This is a genomic window from Streptomyces sp. NPDC046727 (assembly GCF_040645635.1).
Lineage (GTDB): Bacteria > Actinomycetota > Actinomycetes > Streptomycetales > Streptomycetaceae > Streptomyces.
Window position 1 is genome coordinate 349,411 of the sequence record NZ_JBEYYR010000002.1, and the last position, 14,207, is coordinate 363,617.

The following is a 14,207-nucleotide window of genomic DNA, read 5'->3' on the forward strand; positions in this document are numbered from 1 at the left end:
ACCGTATGAGGCAACGGTGAAAGCGGGATGAGAGGATCCGCTCCCGAGCGGGGCGAACAGGAGCATTTCGCCCGGGATTTCTCCGTGACACCCCGCCGCAGCCGTGGTTGACGCTCCGTCCGCTGGTCGGGCGGGGCACGGTGTCGCCTGCCCGCACCCTCTTTCACCCGGCCGGGCAACAGCTGCCGCGACCGGCCACCAGAGGCTCCACCGGACGGCTACGCTCGGTGCCTGTACGTCATTCGGGCGACCTGGGGAGGTAACGGGATGACGGAGGGACGGCCGCCGGCGGCCGGCTCGGCTCCCCTGTGGGAGCGGGACGCCGAGATCGCCACCGTCGCGCAGGCTCTCGACGCCCTGTGCGCGGACCAGGCGTCCGCGGGCAGCCTGCTGGTCCTCCGGGGCGATGCGGGACTGGGCAAGACCGCGCTGCTGACGGAGACCCGGCGCATCGCCGAACGCCGCGGCTGCGTCGTCTGGTCCGCACGCGGCGCCGAGACACTGAGATCCGTCCCGTTCCACGTCGTACGACAGCTGCTCCAGCCGGCGCTGCTGTCCCTGATGCCCGAGGAGGCCCGCGAGTACCTCGGCGACTGGTACGACATCGCCGGCCCCGCCCTCGGTATAGCCGACCCCCAGGAGGGCAGCGCAGACCCGCAGTACGTCTGCGACGGACTCGTCGCCGCCGTGCGCCGGCTCGCCCGCCGCGAATGGCCGCTGGTGCTGCTCCTCGACGACGCGCACTGGGCCGACCAGGAGACCCTGCGCTGGCTCGCCGCGTTCGCCGAACGCCTGGACGACGTGTCCGTCCTCCTCGTGGTCGCCCGCCGCCCCGGCGACGTCAGCGGGGAGAGCGCCCGCCTGCTCGACACGGTGGCCGCCGCCGGCCGCCCCGTCACCACCCTCAGCGCCCTCACCCCGGACGCCACCGCCGGGCTCACCCGCGCCACCCTCGGCCGGCACGCCGACGACGCGTTCTGCCGCGAGGTCTGGGCCGTCACCGGCGGCAACCCCTACGACACCGTCGAACTCCTCGCCAAGGTGCAGGACAGCGAGCTCCAGCCGACCGAGGCGCAGGCCGGAGAGCTGCGCGCGCTCAACCGCGCGGCCCGCGGCGGCGGCCTGGTCGACCGGCTCAAGGGCCTCGGCCTGGAGGCCACCCGGTTCGCCTGGGCCGCCGCCATCCTCGGCACCGGCATCACCGTCGACATGGTCGCCCGCCTCGCCACCATGAACGACGACCTCGCCCGGAGCTGCGCCGAACTCCTCTGCACGGCCCGCATCCTCACCGAACCCGACCCGGCCTCCGGCACCGAACACGAGGCGGGCGAGCTGGAGTTCGTCCACCCGCTCATCGCCACCGCCGTCTACAACTCCATCCCGCCCGGCGTGTGCACCGCGATGCACGGCGTGGCCGCGCAGATCATCACCGAGCTGGGCCGTGGCGCCGCCGAGGCCGCCCGGCACCTGCTGAAGGTGCACCCGGACGACGACGAGGAACTCGTCGAGCAGTTGCGCGAGGCCGCCCGCGAACACCTCGCCGTCGGCGCGCCGGACGCGGCCCGCCGCTGCCTGGAACGCGCGCTGCAGGAGCCGCCCCGCCCCGAGGTGCACGCGCACGTCCTCTACGAACTGGGCTGCGCCACCCTCCTGACCAACCCCGCGGTCACCATCGACCATCTGCAGAGCGCGCTCGGCATGCCCGGCCTCGACGGGCACGACCGGGTCGACGCCGTCGTCCGCCTCTCCCAGGCGCTGCTCCACAACGACCAGCTGGAGGAGGCCGTCCGCACGGTCGAGGCCGAAGCGGCCCGGCACACGGCCGGTCCCGTCCGGATGCGGCTGCAGGCCTTCCAGTTCATGTGGGAGGGCATCCACGGCGAGACCGTCGCCCCGGCCCGCTCCCGGCGCCTCGCCGAACTGGCGAGCAGCTGCACCGGCCGCGACAACGCCGAACGCGCCCTGCTGATCCTGCGCGGCTTCGACGCGATGACCCACGGCGAGAGCGCCGACGAGGTCCTCGAACTGTGCGACCGCGCCCTCGTCAACGGCCGCCTCGCGCCCGGCCTCGGCTGGACCGACCCCGAGTGGGGCATGGAACTGCTGATGATGCTCGGCAGCGCGTACGCCTACGCCGACCGGCTCGACCGCGCGGAGAGCCTGTTCGCCGAGGCCCGCCGCGTCTACACCGGCGCCGGCTGGCGCGGCGGCCACCTCTCCCTGGCCAACGCCTTCCTCGGACTCGCCTACCGCAGACAGGGCAGACTGCGCGACGCCGAGTCCACCCTGCGCGAGGGCCTGCTCCTCGCCGAACGCGTCGGCCGCCGCCTGCCGCTGTACTGGTCGTCCACCTGCGGACTGGTCGACACCCTGCTGGCCCGCGGCCGGGTCGACGAGGCCTGGTCGGTCGCCGAACAGTACGGCTTCGCGCCGCCGTACCCGTCGACCATCGTGCTGCCCGACATCCGCTCCGTGCGCGGCCGGCTGCTGCTCGCCGTGGGCCGCACCGAGGAAGGCATCAACGAACTGGAGGCCGCCGAGAAGACCGCCGCCTCCCGCGGCGGCCACAACCCGGTCCTCGCGCCCTGGTCCATCGACCTGGCCAAGGCCCTCGCCGGGCAGGACCCGGCCCGGGCCGCCCAGCTCGCCGCCGACGCCCGCCAGCAGGCCGAGCGGTTCGGCACGGACACCGCCATCGGCGAGGCCCTGCGCTGCGCCGCCGCCCTGGAGACGGGGCAGCGGGCGGTCCAGCTCGCCGCCCGGGCCGTCACCTACCTGGAGGCCTCGCCCTGCCAGTACGAGCACGCGGCGGCCCGCGTCGAGTACGGCATCGCCGCCCGCTCGATCGCGGAACTCAGCCGGGGCCTGGACCTCGCTCGCGCCTGCGGCGCGGAGGGACTGGTGGCCCAGGCACGGGAGGTGCTGGAGACGGGACGCGGGTTGCGGTAGGTCCCGCGAGGGGGCGGACGGCATGCGGCACGCCGCGTGCCGTCCGCCTTCACCCGGCCAGGAGCCGCTCCGTCACCGCCGCCAGTCGCGCGCGCACCTCCGGGTCGTACGCGGACTCGTGCGCCCGCGCGGGCCGGGTGCCGTCGTAGTAGCCGCCGCTGCCCGTCTCCCGGGTGGCCAGCGCCAGGACGCCCGGCGCCCCGTCCGCGACGGAGTTCCACGGGGCGATCCCGCCCTCGCGGACCATCGCCGTGTCCATGAAGGTGGCGGGGTGCAGCACGTTCACCGCGACTCCGCTGCCCGTCAGCTCCTCGGCCAGCGTGAACGTGTACGCGGCGAGGGCGAACTTGCTGCGGCAGTAGGCCGACATCCCGCTGTAGCCGCGGGTGAATTCCGGGTCGGTGAAGTCGACGGGCTCCTGGCCCGCCGAGCCGACGTTGACGATCCGGGCCGGCGGATCGGCCCGCAGCACCGGCAGCAGCGCCCGGGTCAGCACCACGGGCGCGAGGTAGTTGACTGCGAGCCGCAGCTCGTGCCCGTCGGCGCTCGGTTCGCGTCCGGAACCGGGGGCGCCGGCGCCGACGCCCGCGTTGTTGATCAGCACGTCCAGCTCCGGATGCGCCCCGGCCACCCGGTCGCCCAGCTCGCGCACCTCGGCGAGCCGGGCCAGGTCGGCGACGAAGCCCTCGGCCGCCCCCTCCGTGCGCAGCTCCCCGACCAGCTGCTCGGTGCGGGCCCGGTCGCGGCCGTGGGCCAGGACGAGGTGACCGGCGCGGACCAGTTCGAAGGCGACGTAGCGGCCGAGGCCGGAGGTGGCGCCGGTGATCAGGACAGTCGACATGCCGCCAGCGTAGGCACACCGGAGCACCGGGAACGAGCTGCTGCCGGGGGTACGACCAGCAGGGTCACCCTCGGTCCGGCTCCTCCTCGGCAAGCACCCGCCGGTTGCGCAGCGCGGTCAGCACGGCCCGGGGGCACTCGGCCGGTGCCAGGTGGGAGGCCCCGGGCAGCTCCACCAGCGTCGCCGCCGGCACCGCGTCGGCGATCTCCCGCAGCCGCGCGGGCGGGGTGGCGCGGTCCTGCCGGCCCGCCACGAGGAGCGTCGGTACGGTGATCTCGGCGAGCCGGTCACGCAGGTCGAACGCGGCGAGCGCGTCGCAGCAGGCGGCGTACGCCTCCGGGTCGGCCTCCCGATGGTCCCGGATCAGCCTCGGCACGCTGAACCCCGGCGTGAACCAGCGCGCCTCGGCGCTCGCCACCAGCCACTCCAGTCCTTCGCGGCGCACCCGCTCCGCCCGCTCCCGCCAGGGCTCCTCCCCGCCGAAGTGCGCGGCGGAGCACAGGACCGCGAGCGAGGTCAGCCGCTCGGGGTGGTGGACGGCCAGGTGCAGGCCGACGGCGCCGCCCAGGGAGACGCCCGCGTAGGCGAAGCGGTCGATGCCGAGCGCGTCGGCGAGTTCCAGCACCAGCGCGGCCAGGTCGCCGACGGTCGCGCCCGGCCCGATCAGGTCCGCGGCCGAGCCCCCGTGCCCCGGCAGGTCCCAGCGGACCACCCGGTGGCCGGTCGACAGCTCGGGTGCGACCCGGTCCCACAGGGCATGCGAGGTGCCGAGCGACGGCCCGAGCAGCAGGGCCGGCGCGGAAGCCGCGCCCTCTTCCAGGTGGCTGAGGAGTTTCACGGTCAATGTCGCTCCAGGGCACGGTCGGTGAGGGTGCCGGCGAAACCGGTGTAGTGCGCGGGGTCGCCGAGGTCGTCCAGGTCGACCTCCTTCAACTCGGGCTGCTCGCCGAGCAGTTCACGCAGTGGCCGGTCCTCGGTGTGCGCGCGGCGGGCCAGCTCGGTCAGCAGCTCCTCGGCCCGCGCCCGGCCCAGGACGGGCGTGAGGGCGGCGGAGAGCCGTTCCGAGACGATCAGGCCGCGGGTGATGCCGAGGTTGCGGCGCATCGCGGCGGGGTGCACGCGCAGCCCCTCGGCCAGCTCGGCCGCGTGCGAGGCCGCGCCGCCCACCAGCCGCAGCAGGTCGCGCAGCGGCTCCCACTCGGCGTGCCAGGCGCCGGCCGGCCGCTCGTCCTCGGCGACGAGGGAGCCGTGGAGCACCGCCGCGAGCTGGGGAGCGCGCCGGGCGGCGGCCACGAGAAGCGTGGAGCGCACCGGGTTCGCCTTGTGCGGCATGGCCGACGAACCGCCGCCGCTGCCCTCGCTCACCTCGCCGATCTCGGTGCGCGACAGCGTCAGGACGTCCACGGCGAACTTGCCCAGCGCGCCCGCCGCGACGGCCAGGCAGCCGGCCAGGTCCGCGATCGGCGTGCGCAGCGTGTGCCAGGGCAACGCCGGGGCGGCGAGCCCGACTTCGCGGGCGTACGCCTGTGTCAGCGCGGCCGCGTCCGCCGCGCCGTACGCCTGGAAGGCCGCCAGCGTTCCGGCCGCGCCGCCGAGTTGGGCGGGCAGTGCGGCCCGTACGCGCGTGATGCGGTCGCGTGCGTCCAGGACCAGCGAGCGCCAGCCGGCCGCCTTCAGCCCGAACGTCGTCGGTACGGCGTGCTGGGTGAGTGTCCGTCCCGGCATCGCCGTGTCCCGGTGCTCGGCGGCGAGGTGGGCCAGCGCCCGCTCGGTGCGGCCGAGGTCGGCCAGCACCGGGCCGAGGGTGCGCACGGCGACCAGCATCGTCGCCGTGTCCATGATGTCCTGGCTGGTGGCGCCCCGGTGGACGTAGGGGCCGTACTCCGCGCCGACCGCCGCGGTCAGGTCGGCGACCAGCGGGATGACCGGGTTGCCGCCGGCCGGGGTCCGCGCCGCCAGGGAGCGCATGCCGAACCCCTCCGGGACGGCCGCCGCGGTCACCGCCGTCGCGGCCTCGGCCGGGGCGAGCCCCAGCGCGGCCTGCGCCCGGGTCAGCGCGGCCTCGGCGTCGAGCAGCGCCCGCAGATACGCGTGGTCGCCGGTCTCGGACGCGGCGCCCGACAGCCCCCACTCGGGGGCGAGCAGGCCGGTGTCGGCGTACGGAGGAGAGGAAAACGTCACTGGTACTCCAGGAAGACCGTCTCGCCCTCACCTTGAAGGCGGATGTCGAAACGGTAGGTGCCGCCGCCCTCGTCGCCCGCGATCAGCGTGTCGCGCCGGTCGCCCACCCGGGCGAGCAGCGGGTCGGCGGCCAGGGCGGTCTCGTCGCCCGGCAGGTAGATCCGGGTGAACAGGTGGACGAGCAGACCGCGCGCGAAGACACAGACACTGAGGTACGGCGCGTTCCCCCCGCGTGCGCCGGGGCGCAGGGTGCGGGCGTACCAGTGGCCGTTCGCGTCGGTCTGGCTGCGGCCCCAGCCGGTGAACTCCACGCCGTTGCGGCCCAGATGGCCACCGGTGGCCGGGTCGCGCCGGAGGGAGCCGTCGACCCGCGGCACCGTGCCGTCCGGACGCGGACCCCACAGCTCGACCAGCGCGTCGGGCAGGGGGTCGCCGTCGCCGTCGAGGACGTACCCGTGCACGGTGATCGTGTCCGGGTGGCCGCGCGGCGCGATCTCCTCGCCGTCGCGGAACGGCAGCGCGTAGCCGTAGAACGGGCCGACCGTGTGGGACGGGGTGGGCGGCACCCGCTCCGGGCCGTCGTGCGTGTCGGTGATCGTCATGGCGGTCAGTGCCCTTCTTCCGTCCAGGTGGCCGCCGGGCCGTCCAGCACGATGTCCCAGCGGTAGCCGAGGGAGAACTCCGGCACCGACAGACTGTGGTCGTAGGCGGCGACCAGCCGCTGCCGGGCCGCGTCGTCCGTCACCGACTGCAGGATCGGGTCGTACGGGAAGAGCGGGTCGTGCGGGAAGTACATCTGCGTCACCAGCCGCTGGGTGAACGCCCTGCCGAACACCGAGAAGTGGATGTGGGCCGGGCGCCAGGCGCCCACGTGGTTCCGCCACGGGTACGGGCCGGGCCGGACGGTGGTGAAGCGGTAGCGGCCGTCGGTGTCGGTGAGGGTGCGGCCCACGCCGGTGAAGTTCGGGTCCAGCGGGGCGTCGTGCTGCTCCCGGTGGTGGGCGTAGCGGCCGGCCGAGTTGGCCTGCCAGATCTCGATCAGCTGGCCGCGGACGGGGCGCCCGTGCCGGTCCAGCAGCCGCCCGGAGACGGTGATCCGCTCGCCGACCGGCTCCCCGGTGTGCTGCCGGGTGAGGTCGTTGTCGATCTCGGTGATGTCGCGCTCGCCGAAGGCGGGGGAGTGCAGCTCCACCAGCTCGGGGTCCTGGGCGGTGTCGACCGCGACCAGGGGCTGCTTCGGGTGGCGCAGCAGGGAGGAGCGGTAGGGCGCGTAGTCGCGCCGGGGGTGGTGCTCGACGGGCGCGCCGTCGGCCACGCGCTTCTCGTAGTCGGCGTGCCTGGCCGCGATCTCCTGGTCGATGTCGCGCTGGGTGAGAGTCATGGGCGATACCTGACGCTTCCTCGTAGCGGCCGTTGGGTGCGGACGGCGTCCACAGTGCGAACGGGGTTCACAGCACGTTCTCCCCGATCCTCATTTCGGCGTCGGTCCTGGTGACCACGTCCTCAACGGTCACGCCCGGTGCGGTCTCCACCAGGACGAGCCCGTCGTCCGTGACATCCAGCACGCCCATGTCTGTGATGACTCGGTTCACACACGCCGTGCCCGTGAGCGGCAGCGTGCACCGCTCCAGGATCTTCGCAGAGCCGTCCTTGGCGGTGTGCGTCATCACCACGATCACCCGCCGGGCGCCGTGCACCAGATCCATCGCGCCGCCGATCCCGGTGACCAGCTTCCCCGGCACGCTCCAGTTGGCCAGGTCACCCCCGGCGGACACCTGCATCGCACCCAGCACGGCCACATCGATGTGCCCGCCCCGGATCATCGCGAACGACAGCGCAGAGTCGAAGAAGGACGCACCGGGCAGGACCGTCACGGTCTCCTTCCCCGCGTTGATCAGATCCGGATCGACCTGGTCCTCGGTGGGGTAGGGGCCGGTGCCGAGGATGCCGTTCTCCGACTCCAGCACCACTTCCACCCCTTCGGGGAGGTGGTCGGGGATCAGCGTCGGCAGACCGATGCCGAGGTTGACGTACTGCCCGGCCCGCAGCTCCCGGGCCGCCCGCGCGGCCACCTCCTCACGCGTCCAGGCCATCAGCCGCGCACCGTCCGCCGCTCGATCTTCTTGTCGCCCGCCTGCTCCGGGCTGAGGGCGACCACCCGCTGCACGAAGACGCCCGGCAGATGCACCGCGTCCGGGTCGATCACGCCGGGCTCGACCAGCTCCTCCACCTCGGCGATGGTGACCCGCCCGGCCATCGCGGCCGGCGGGTTGAAGTTCCGGGCGGACCGGTTGAACACCAGATTGCCGTGCCGGTCGCCCCGCGCGGCCCGGACCAGCGCGTAGTCGGTGCGGATGCCGCGCTCCAGGACGTACCGCACGCCGTCGAACTCCCGCACCTCCTTCGCCGGCGAGGCGAGGGCGACCCCGCCCGTGCCGTCGTAGCGCCAGGGCAGTCCGCCCTCGGCGACCTGGGTGCCGACCCCGGCCGGGGTGTAGAAGGCGGGGATGCCGGCACCGCCCGCTCGCAGCCGCTCGGCCAGCGTGCCCTGCGGGATCAGCTCCACCTCCAGCTCACCGGCCAGGTACTGGCGGGCGAACTCCTTGTTCGCACCGATGTAGGAGCCGGTCACCCGGGCGATCCGGCCGGCGGCCAGCAGCACGGCGAGGCCCGACTCCATCGCGCCGCAGTTGTTCGACACCACGCTCAGCTCGCCGACCCCGCGCTCGTACAGCGCCTGGATCAGCACGTTCGGCACTCCGCTCAGTCCGAACCCGCCCACCGCCAGCGACGCGCCGTCCGGCACATCGGCCACCGCCTCCACGGCCGTGGCGACCACCTTGTCCATCCGCGAAGCCTCGTCTCTCCGGTTCGTCAGGACCTGATAATCAGGGCACTGAGCATTTCAGCGAGTGCTGCTCACGCTGCCACCGGGGCAAGATGCCGTCAAGAGCCCGGGTAGAGAAGGGCATTCGTGGTGAGACAGACGGGTCCGGCGCCGGTATTGTTCAGTGCACCGACGAATCGACCAGGGGAGCGCACATGGCCGCGGTGGACCTCGCCACCCATCCCGGGCATCTGGCCCGGCGGCTCCAGCAGGCGCACTACCTGCTGTGGAACACGATGGTCTCGGAGGAGATCACCTCGCCGCAGTTCGCGGTCATGAACGCGCTCGTCGCCGAGCCCGGACTCGACCAGCGGACCGTGGGAGAGCGGGTCGGCCTGGACCGGTCGACCATCGCCGAGGTCATCAGCCGGCTCGACCGTCGCGGGCTGCTGGGCAAGGTGCGCGACCCGCGGGACGGCCGGCGCTTCCTGCTCCGGCTCACCGACGAGGGCCTGCGCACCCACCGCAGGCTGACCGTGCGCACCGCCCGGATGAACCAGGTGTTCCTCGCCCCGCTGTCCGCCGCGGAGCAGGCCGTGTTCCTCGACCTGATCCGCCGGGTCGCGGACGCGGCCGAGGGCCTGCGCAACCCGGCCGAGCCGCTGGCCGCCCAGGGCTGACCGCGCCCTCCCCGCGGCCGGATCACCGACGCCCGTTCCTAAGGCGCCGGGACGAACACCACCCACACCTGCCCGGCGGCGAAGTCCAGCCGGCTGCCGTCCGCCGCCGTGAAGGCCGTACCGTCCGTCGCGGCCGGCCGGGACCAGGAGGCGTCGTAGGACCGCCCGTCGCGCAGCACCTCGGCCCGGCCGGATCCGACCGTCTCGGTGTACGGCGTGCGGTTGCCGAGCACGTCGTGGTACCCGGAGGCACGGACCGTCACCTGCTGCAGGACGACCGTCGGCGGCGCCGGCCGGCCGCTGTCGGTGGTCACCGTGGGCTCGCCGTCCATCGCGACCAGCCAGCCGCCGCGCTCGGCGGACCAGGTGAAGGTGAGACGGGCGGCCGGGTAGCGGACCGTCCGCGCGGACACGGGTGCGCCACCGTCGGGGGCCGGGCCGTACCGGAAGCCCGTGGTCAGTGCCGCCTCGCCCGGGGCGGCGGGCAGCAGCGCGGCGGGGTGCAGATAGAGGTTGTGCGGGGCGGCCCGGCCGGGGTCACGGTCGTAGGCGCCGGGGATCGCGTCGGGGGACTGTGCGCGCAGCGGCGCCTGGTCGATCAGCGGCAGCAGCGCGCGCTGGGCGCCCGAGAAGGCGAGCGTCGGCCGAGCGAACTGGCGCAGCAGCTCCAGGTCCGACTCGCGGGCGCTGCGCACCGGCCCGACCGTCTCCGGCAGCCGTGTCGCGTACACCGCCATCAGCCGGGTCAGCCCGCCCTCCACCTCCTCCACGTACACGACGTCCGCAGCGCCGAGCCCGGTCTGCGGGCGGGCCGCGCGCACGTTGTCGATCTTCACGGCGAGCGGTGAGCCGGTCGCGGCCGACTTGCCCGGCGGCGACGGGACGTGGTCCGGGCCGCGGTCGTCGCCGTCCCGGCCGTGGCCGGTGCAGCCCGCCGCGAGGGAGGCCGTCAGCGCGACGGCCAGCAGCATCGCTGTCGGTGCGGCGCGCCGTGTGCGCGCCCGGTGCCTCATGCCCACCCTGGCCACCCCGTTCGTGTGGTCCGATTGTGCGCCCGTCGGGTCATCTCCGGCCATATCCGGTCGCTTCCGGTCTCATCCGGTCGGGCTGAAGGGTGCTTCCGGACAGGTCCGGGCCGTGGTTCGGCTGTGGCGCGCGGGGTACCCGGGCCCCACCGCGCACGGGCGCAGCCGTCCGGGACCAAGGGAGTGCGAGCCATGAAGGCGGTCACCTGGCAGGGCAAGCGGGACGTCCGCGTCGAGGACGTGCCCGACCCGCGGATCGAGGAACCCACGGACGCCGTCATCCGTGTCACGTCCACCGGACTGTGCGGCTCCGACCTGCACCTGTACGAGGTGCTCACTCCGTTCATGACGCCGGGGGACATCCTCGGTCACGAACCCATGGGCATCGTCGAGGAGGTCGGCCCGGGCGTGCCGGACCTCGCGGCCGGCGACCGGGTCGTGGTGCCGTTCCAGATCGCCTGCGGCAACTGCTGGATGTGTCTGACCGGACTGCCCACCCAGTGCGAGACCACTCAGGTCACCGGCGAGGGCATGGGCGCCGCGCTGTTCGGCTACACCCGCCTCTACGGCGCCGTACCGGGCGGCCAGGCCGAGTATCTCCGCGTCCCCCAGGCGCAGTTCGGCCCGATCAAGGTGCCCGAGGGCCCGCCGGACGACCGGTTCGTCTACCTCTCCGATGTGCTGCCCACCGCCTGGCAGGCCGTCGAGTACGCCGCCGTCCCGCCCGGCGGCACCCTCGCCGTCCTCGGCCTCGGCCCGATCGGCGACATGGCCTGCCGGATCGCCAGGGCGCGTGGCGCGGAACGGGTGTTGGGCGTCGACCTGGTGCCCGAGCGGCTCGCCCGGGCGGAGCGGCGCGGTGTCGAGACGTACGACCTCAGGGCCTTCGACGACGAGAAGGCACTGGTCCACGCGATCCAGGACGAGACCGGCGGCCGGGGTCCGGACGCGGTGATCGACGCCGTCGGCACCGAGGCGCACGGCAGTCACGCCGCCAAACTCGCCCAGACGGCCACCGCGCTCATGCCCCGCAAGCTCAGCGTGCCGCTCGCCGAACGCTTCAGCATCGACCGGATGGGCGCCCTCTACATGGCGATCGACCTGGTCCGCCGCGGCGGCACCCTCTCGCTCAGCGGCGTCTACGGCGGCATGGCCGACCCGATGCCGATGCTCACCCTCTTCGACAAGCAGATCCAGCTGCGCATGGGCCAGGCCAACGTCCGCCGCTGGACCGACGAGATCATGCCCTACCTGACCGACCAGGACCCCCTGGGCGTCGAGGACTTCGCCACGCACCGGCTGCCCCTGGCGGAGGCACCGCACGCGTACGAGATGTTCCAGCGCAAGCAGGACGGCGCCGTCAAGATCCTCATGCGACCGTAGGCGGACGGCGGCGCCCGCGCGGCGCGTCGCTCGGCCGCGGCCCCCTGGACACCCTCCTCCTCAGCCGTGGTCCTTCTCGCCGAGGATCTCCGCCAGGTCGTAGCGCACCGGCTCCTCCAGCTGGGCGTAGGTGCAGCTCTCCGGTGTACGGTCCGGGCGCCAGCGGCGGAAGCGGGCCGTGTGCCGGAACCGCTGCCCGTTCTCCATGTGGTCGTACGCCACCTCGGCCACCCGCTCGGGCCGCAACGGCACCCAGGACAGGTCCTTCTTGCCGGACCAGCGGCTCGGCGCGCCCGGCAGCCGGGCCGTCTCGTGCGCGGTCTCGTCCGTCCAGGCGGCCCAGGGGTGACCCGACACGTCGTCCATGCGCAGCGGCTCCAGCTCCGCCACCAGCTCGGCGCGCCTCTTCATGGCGAAGGCCGCCGACACGCCCACATGCTGGAGCCGACCGTGCTCGTCGTGCAGGCCGAGCAGCAGCGAGCCCACCACCGGGCCGCTCTTGTGGAAGCGGTACCCGGCGACGACGACGTCCGCCGTCCGCTCGTGCTTGATCTTGAACATCGCCCGCTCGTCCTGCAGGTAGGGGAGGTTGAGCGGTTTGGCGACGACCCCGTCGAGACCGGCGCCCTCGTACTCCTCGAACCACTGCCGGGCCACCTCGATGTCGGTCGTCGCGGGCGCCAGATGCACCGGCGGGGTCGCGTCGGCGAGGGCCCGGTCCAGCAGGGCGCGGCGGTCGGTCAGCGGTACGTCGAGCAGTGCGTGGTCGTCCAGGGCCAGCAGGTCGAAGGCGACGAAGGAGGCCGGGGTCTTCTCGGCCAGCATCCGCACCCGGGAGGCCGCCGGGTGGATCCGCTCGGTCAGCGCGTCGAAGTCCAGCCGGTCGTTCCGCGCGATCACGATCTCCCCGTCCAGCACGCACCGCTCCGGCACCCGCTCCTGCAGCGCCTCGACCAGCTCGGGAAAGTACCTGGTCAGCGGCTTTCCGGTGCGGCTGCCCAGCTCGACCTCGGCCCCGTCCCGGAACACGATCGACCGGAAGCCGTCCCACTTCGCCTCGTAGTGCATGCCCGGCGGGATCTTCGCCACCGACTTGGCGAGCATCGGCTTCACGGGCGGCATGACGGGGAGATCCATGACTCGATTCTGCTCGCATACATACCGCTTTGCCCGGTATGCGAGCTGTGCGGGGTGCGCCTACGGTGGCCGCATGGGTGCTGCGGTGGAAGTGGAGGTGGGCGGCCGGACCGTACGGCTGTCCAGCCCGGACAAGGTGTTCTTCCCGGAGCGGGGTTTCACCAAGCTGGACCTCGCCCGGTACTACGCCTCCGTCGCCCCCGGCATCCTGCGCGCCCTGCGGAACCGCCCCACCACCCTGGAGCGCTACCCGGACGGCGTCGGCGGCGAGTGGTTCTACCAGAAGCGGGCCCCGAAGGGCATGCCCGACTGGATCCCGACCGCCCACATCACCTTCCCCAGCGGGCGCAGCGCCGACGAGATGTGCCCCACCGAGGAGGCCGCCGTGGTGTGGGCCGCCCAGTACGGCACCCTCACCTTCCACCCCTGGCCGGTCCGCGCCACCGACGTGGACCACCCCGACGAACTCCGCATCGACCTCGATCCGCAGCCCGGCACCGACTACGCCGACGCGGCCCGCGCCGCCGGTGAACTGCGCGCCGTCCTGGACGAGTTCGGCGGACTGCGCGGCTGGCCGAAGACCTCGGGCGGCCGGGGTCTGCACGTCTTCGTCCCCATCGAACCGCGCTGGACCTTCACCCAGGTGCGCCGCGCGGCGATCGCGGTCGGCCGGGAGATGGAACGCCGGATGCCCGAGCAGGTGACCATCAAGTGGTGGAAGGAGGAGCGCGGCGAACGCATCTTCCTGGACTACAACCAGACCGCCCGCGACCGCACCATCGCCTCCGCCTACTCCGTACGCCCCCGCCCGCACGCCCCCGTCTCGGCACCGCTGCGCTGGGACGAGGTCGGTGTCGTCCACCCCCGCGACTTCGACCTCGCCACCATGCCGGCCCGGTTCGCCGAACTCGGTGACGTGCACGCCGACATGGACGACCACGCCTACTCCCTGGACGCCCTGCTGGAACTGGCCCGCCGCGACGAGCACGACCACGGCCTGGGCGACCTCCCGTACCCGCCGGAGTACCCGAAGATGCCCGGCGAACCGAAGCGCGTCCAACCCAGCCGGGCCCGGCGGGAGCCGTCGTCCTGACGGGGGCGGGGGTCCGGTCAGCCGGTTATTCGGTGCTCTTCCGGCCGCTCGCCGAAACCCTCCAGGACGCGTCGGCAGTCGGTCAGGAGGG

General features: G+C 73.7%; 12 protein-coding genes and 1 pseudogene. 4 read left to right on the top strand and 9 right to left on the bottom strand.

What is annotated here, in order from left to right; all coding sequences use genetic code 11:
• Positions 1-267: 267 nt before the first annotated feature.
• Entirely contained in the window at positions 268-2,949 is a 2,682-nt protein-coding gene (locus ABZ937_RS03675; protein WP_361685248.1) for an AAA family ATPase, read from the top strand.
• A 49-nt stretch (positions 2,950-2,998) separates the two neighbouring features.
• Here ABZ937_RS03675 and ABZ937_RS03680 read toward each other — a convergent pair whose 3' ends face one another.
• The 7 genes and pseudogenes from ABZ937_RS03680 to ABZ937_RS03710 form a co-directional block, all read right to left on the bottom strand.
• A complete protein-coding gene (locus tag ABZ937_RS03680; protein WP_361685250.1) occupies positions 2,999-3,790 on the bottom strand; it encodes an SDR family NAD(P)-dependent oxidoreductase in 792 nt (263 codons plus the stop codon).
• A gap of 106 nt (positions 3,791-3,896) precedes the next feature.
• Positions 3,897-4,634 (bottom strand): annotated as a pseudogene (pcaD, locus tag ABZ937_RS03685) (3-oxoadipate enol-lactonase); the annotation flags it as partial.
• Positions 4,631-5,971 carry a 3-carboxy-cis,cis-muconate cycloisomerase gene (pcaB, locus tag ABZ937_RS03690; protein ID WP_361685252.1) on the bottom strand — a complete coding sequence of 447 codons (1,341 nt, stop codon included), beginning with the start codon at positions 5,969-5,971 and terminating at the stop codon, positions 4,631-4,633. The pseudogene pcaD and the gene pcaB, both read right to left, overlap by 4 nt.
• Positions 5,968-6,573 carry a protocatechuate 3,4-dioxygenase subunit alpha gene (gene pcaG / locus ABZ937_RS03695; RefSeq protein ID WP_361685254.1) on the bottom strand — a complete coding sequence of 202 codons (606 nt, stop codon included), beginning with the start codon at positions 6,571-6,573 and terminating at the stop codon, positions 5,968-5,970. The genes pcaB and pcaG overlap by 4 nt, the downstream gene beginning before the upstream one ends.
• Positions 6,574-6,578: 5 nt before the next feature.
• Positions 6,579-7,352 (bottom strand): protocatechuate 3,4-dioxygenase subunit beta, encoded by a 774-nt coding sequence (gene pcaH, locus ABZ937_RS03700; RefSeq protein ID WP_361685256.1) that lies wholly within the window; start codon positions 7,350-7,352, stop codon positions 6,579-6,581.
• Positions 7,353-7,419: 67 nt separating this feature from the next.
• Positions 7,420-8,064 carry a 3-oxoacid CoA-transferase subunit B gene (locus ABZ937_RS03705; RefSeq protein WP_361685258.1) on the bottom strand — a complete coding sequence of 215 codons (645 nt, stop codon included), beginning with the start codon at positions 8,062-8,064 and terminating at the stop codon, positions 7,420-7,422.
• Positions 8,064-8,819 carry a CoA transferase subunit A gene (locus ABZ937_RS03710; protein ID WP_361685260.1) on the bottom strand — a complete coding sequence of 252 codons (756 nt, stop codon included), beginning with the start codon at positions 8,817-8,819 and terminating at the stop codon, positions 8,064-8,066. Before ABZ937_RS03710 ends, ABZ937_RS03705 begins: the two co-directional genes overlap by 1 nt.
• A 194-nt stretch (positions 8,820-9,013) precedes the next feature.
• On the opposite strand from ABZ937_RS03710, the gene ABZ937_RS03715 reads away from it, so the two are divergent.
• Positions 9,014-9,478 (top strand): MarR family transcriptional regulator, encoded by a 465-nt coding sequence (locus ABZ937_RS03715; RefSeq protein ID WP_361685262.1) that lies wholly within the window; start codon positions 9,014-9,016, stop codon positions 9,476-9,478.
• Positions 9,479-9,516: 38 nt separating this feature from the next.
• Here ABZ937_RS03715 and ABZ937_RS03720 read toward each other — a convergent pair whose 3' ends face one another.
• Complete coding sequence (locus ABZ937_RS03720; RefSeq protein WP_361685264.1) at positions 9,517-10,491, bottom strand: DUF3048 domain-containing protein; 975 nt, start codon at positions 10,489-10,491, stop codon at positions 9,517-9,519.
• Between the two features lie 204 nt (positions 10,492-10,695).
• On the opposite strand from ABZ937_RS03720, the gene ABZ937_RS03725 reads away from it, so the two are divergent.
• Entirely contained in the window at positions 10,696-11,886 is a 1,191-nt protein-coding gene (locus tag ABZ937_RS03725; RefSeq protein WP_361685266.1) for a zinc-dependent alcohol dehydrogenase, read from the top strand.
• Between the two features lie 60 nt (positions 11,887-11,946).
• On the opposite strand, the gene ABZ937_RS03730 is transcribed toward ABZ937_RS03725, so the two are convergent.
• Positions 11,947-13,023 carry an ATP-dependent DNA ligase gene (locus ABZ937_RS03730; RefSeq protein WP_361685268.1) on the bottom strand — a complete coding sequence of 359 codons (1,077 nt, stop codon included), beginning with the start codon at positions 13,021-13,023 and terminating at the stop codon, positions 11,947-11,949.
• 73 nt (positions 13,024-13,096) lie between these two features.
• Between ABZ937_RS03730 and ligD the strand changes: the two genes are divergently transcribed.
• Positions 13,097-14,116 carry a non-homologous end-joining DNA ligase gene (ligD, locus tag ABZ937_RS03735; RefSeq protein ID WP_361685270.1) on the top strand — a complete coding sequence of 340 codons (1,020 nt, stop codon included), beginning with the start codon at positions 13,097-13,099 and terminating at the stop codon, positions 14,114-14,116.
• The last annotated feature ends 91 nt before the right edge of the window (positions 14,117-14,207 follow it).

Excerpts from the sequence above, each read along its gene's own strand:
- ABZ937_RS03675 (WP_361685248.1), top strand. The coding sequence starts at position 268 with ATGACGGAGGGACGGCCGCCGGCGGCCGGCTCGGCTCCCCTGTGGGAG.
- ABZ937_RS03680 (WP_361685250.1), bottom strand. The coding sequence starts at position 3,790 with ATGTCGACTGTCCTGATCACCGGCGCCACCTCCGGCCTCGGCCGCTAC.
- pcaG (WP_361685254.1), bottom strand. The coding sequence starts at position 6,573 with ATGACGATCACCGACACGCACGACGGCCCGGAGCGGGTGCCGCCCACC.
- pcaH (WP_361685256.1), bottom strand. The coding sequence starts at position 7,352 with ATGACTCTCACCCAGCGCGACATCGACCAGGAGATCGCGGCCAGGCAC.
- ABZ937_RS03705 (WP_361685258.1), bottom strand. The coding sequence starts at position 8,064 with ATGGCCTGGACGCGTGAGGAGGTGGCCGCGCGGGCGGCCCGGGAGCTG.
- ABZ937_RS03710 (WP_361685260.1), bottom strand. The coding sequence starts at position 8,819 with ATGGACAAGGTGGTCGCCACGGCCGTGGAGGCGGTGGCCGATGTGCCG.
- ABZ937_RS03715 (WP_361685262.1), top strand. The coding sequence starts at position 9,014 with ATGGCCGCGGTGGACCTCGCCACCCATCCCGGGCATCTGGCCCGGCGG.
- ABZ937_RS03720 (WP_361685264.1), bottom strand. The coding sequence starts at position 10,491 with ATGAGGCACCGGGCGCGCACACGGCGCGCCGCACCGACAGCGATGCTG.
- ABZ937_RS03725 (WP_361685266.1), top strand. The coding sequence starts at position 10,696 with ATGAAGGCGGTCACCTGGCAGGGCAAGCGGGACGTCCGCGTCGAGGAC.
- ABZ937_RS03730 (WP_361685268.1), bottom strand. The coding sequence starts at position 13,023 with ATGGATCTCCCCGTCATGCCGCCCGTGAAGCCGATGCTCGCCAAGTCG.
- ligD (WP_361685270.1), top strand. The coding sequence starts at position 13,097 with ATGGGTGCTGCGGTGGAAGTGGAGGTGGGCGGCCGGACCGTACGGCTG.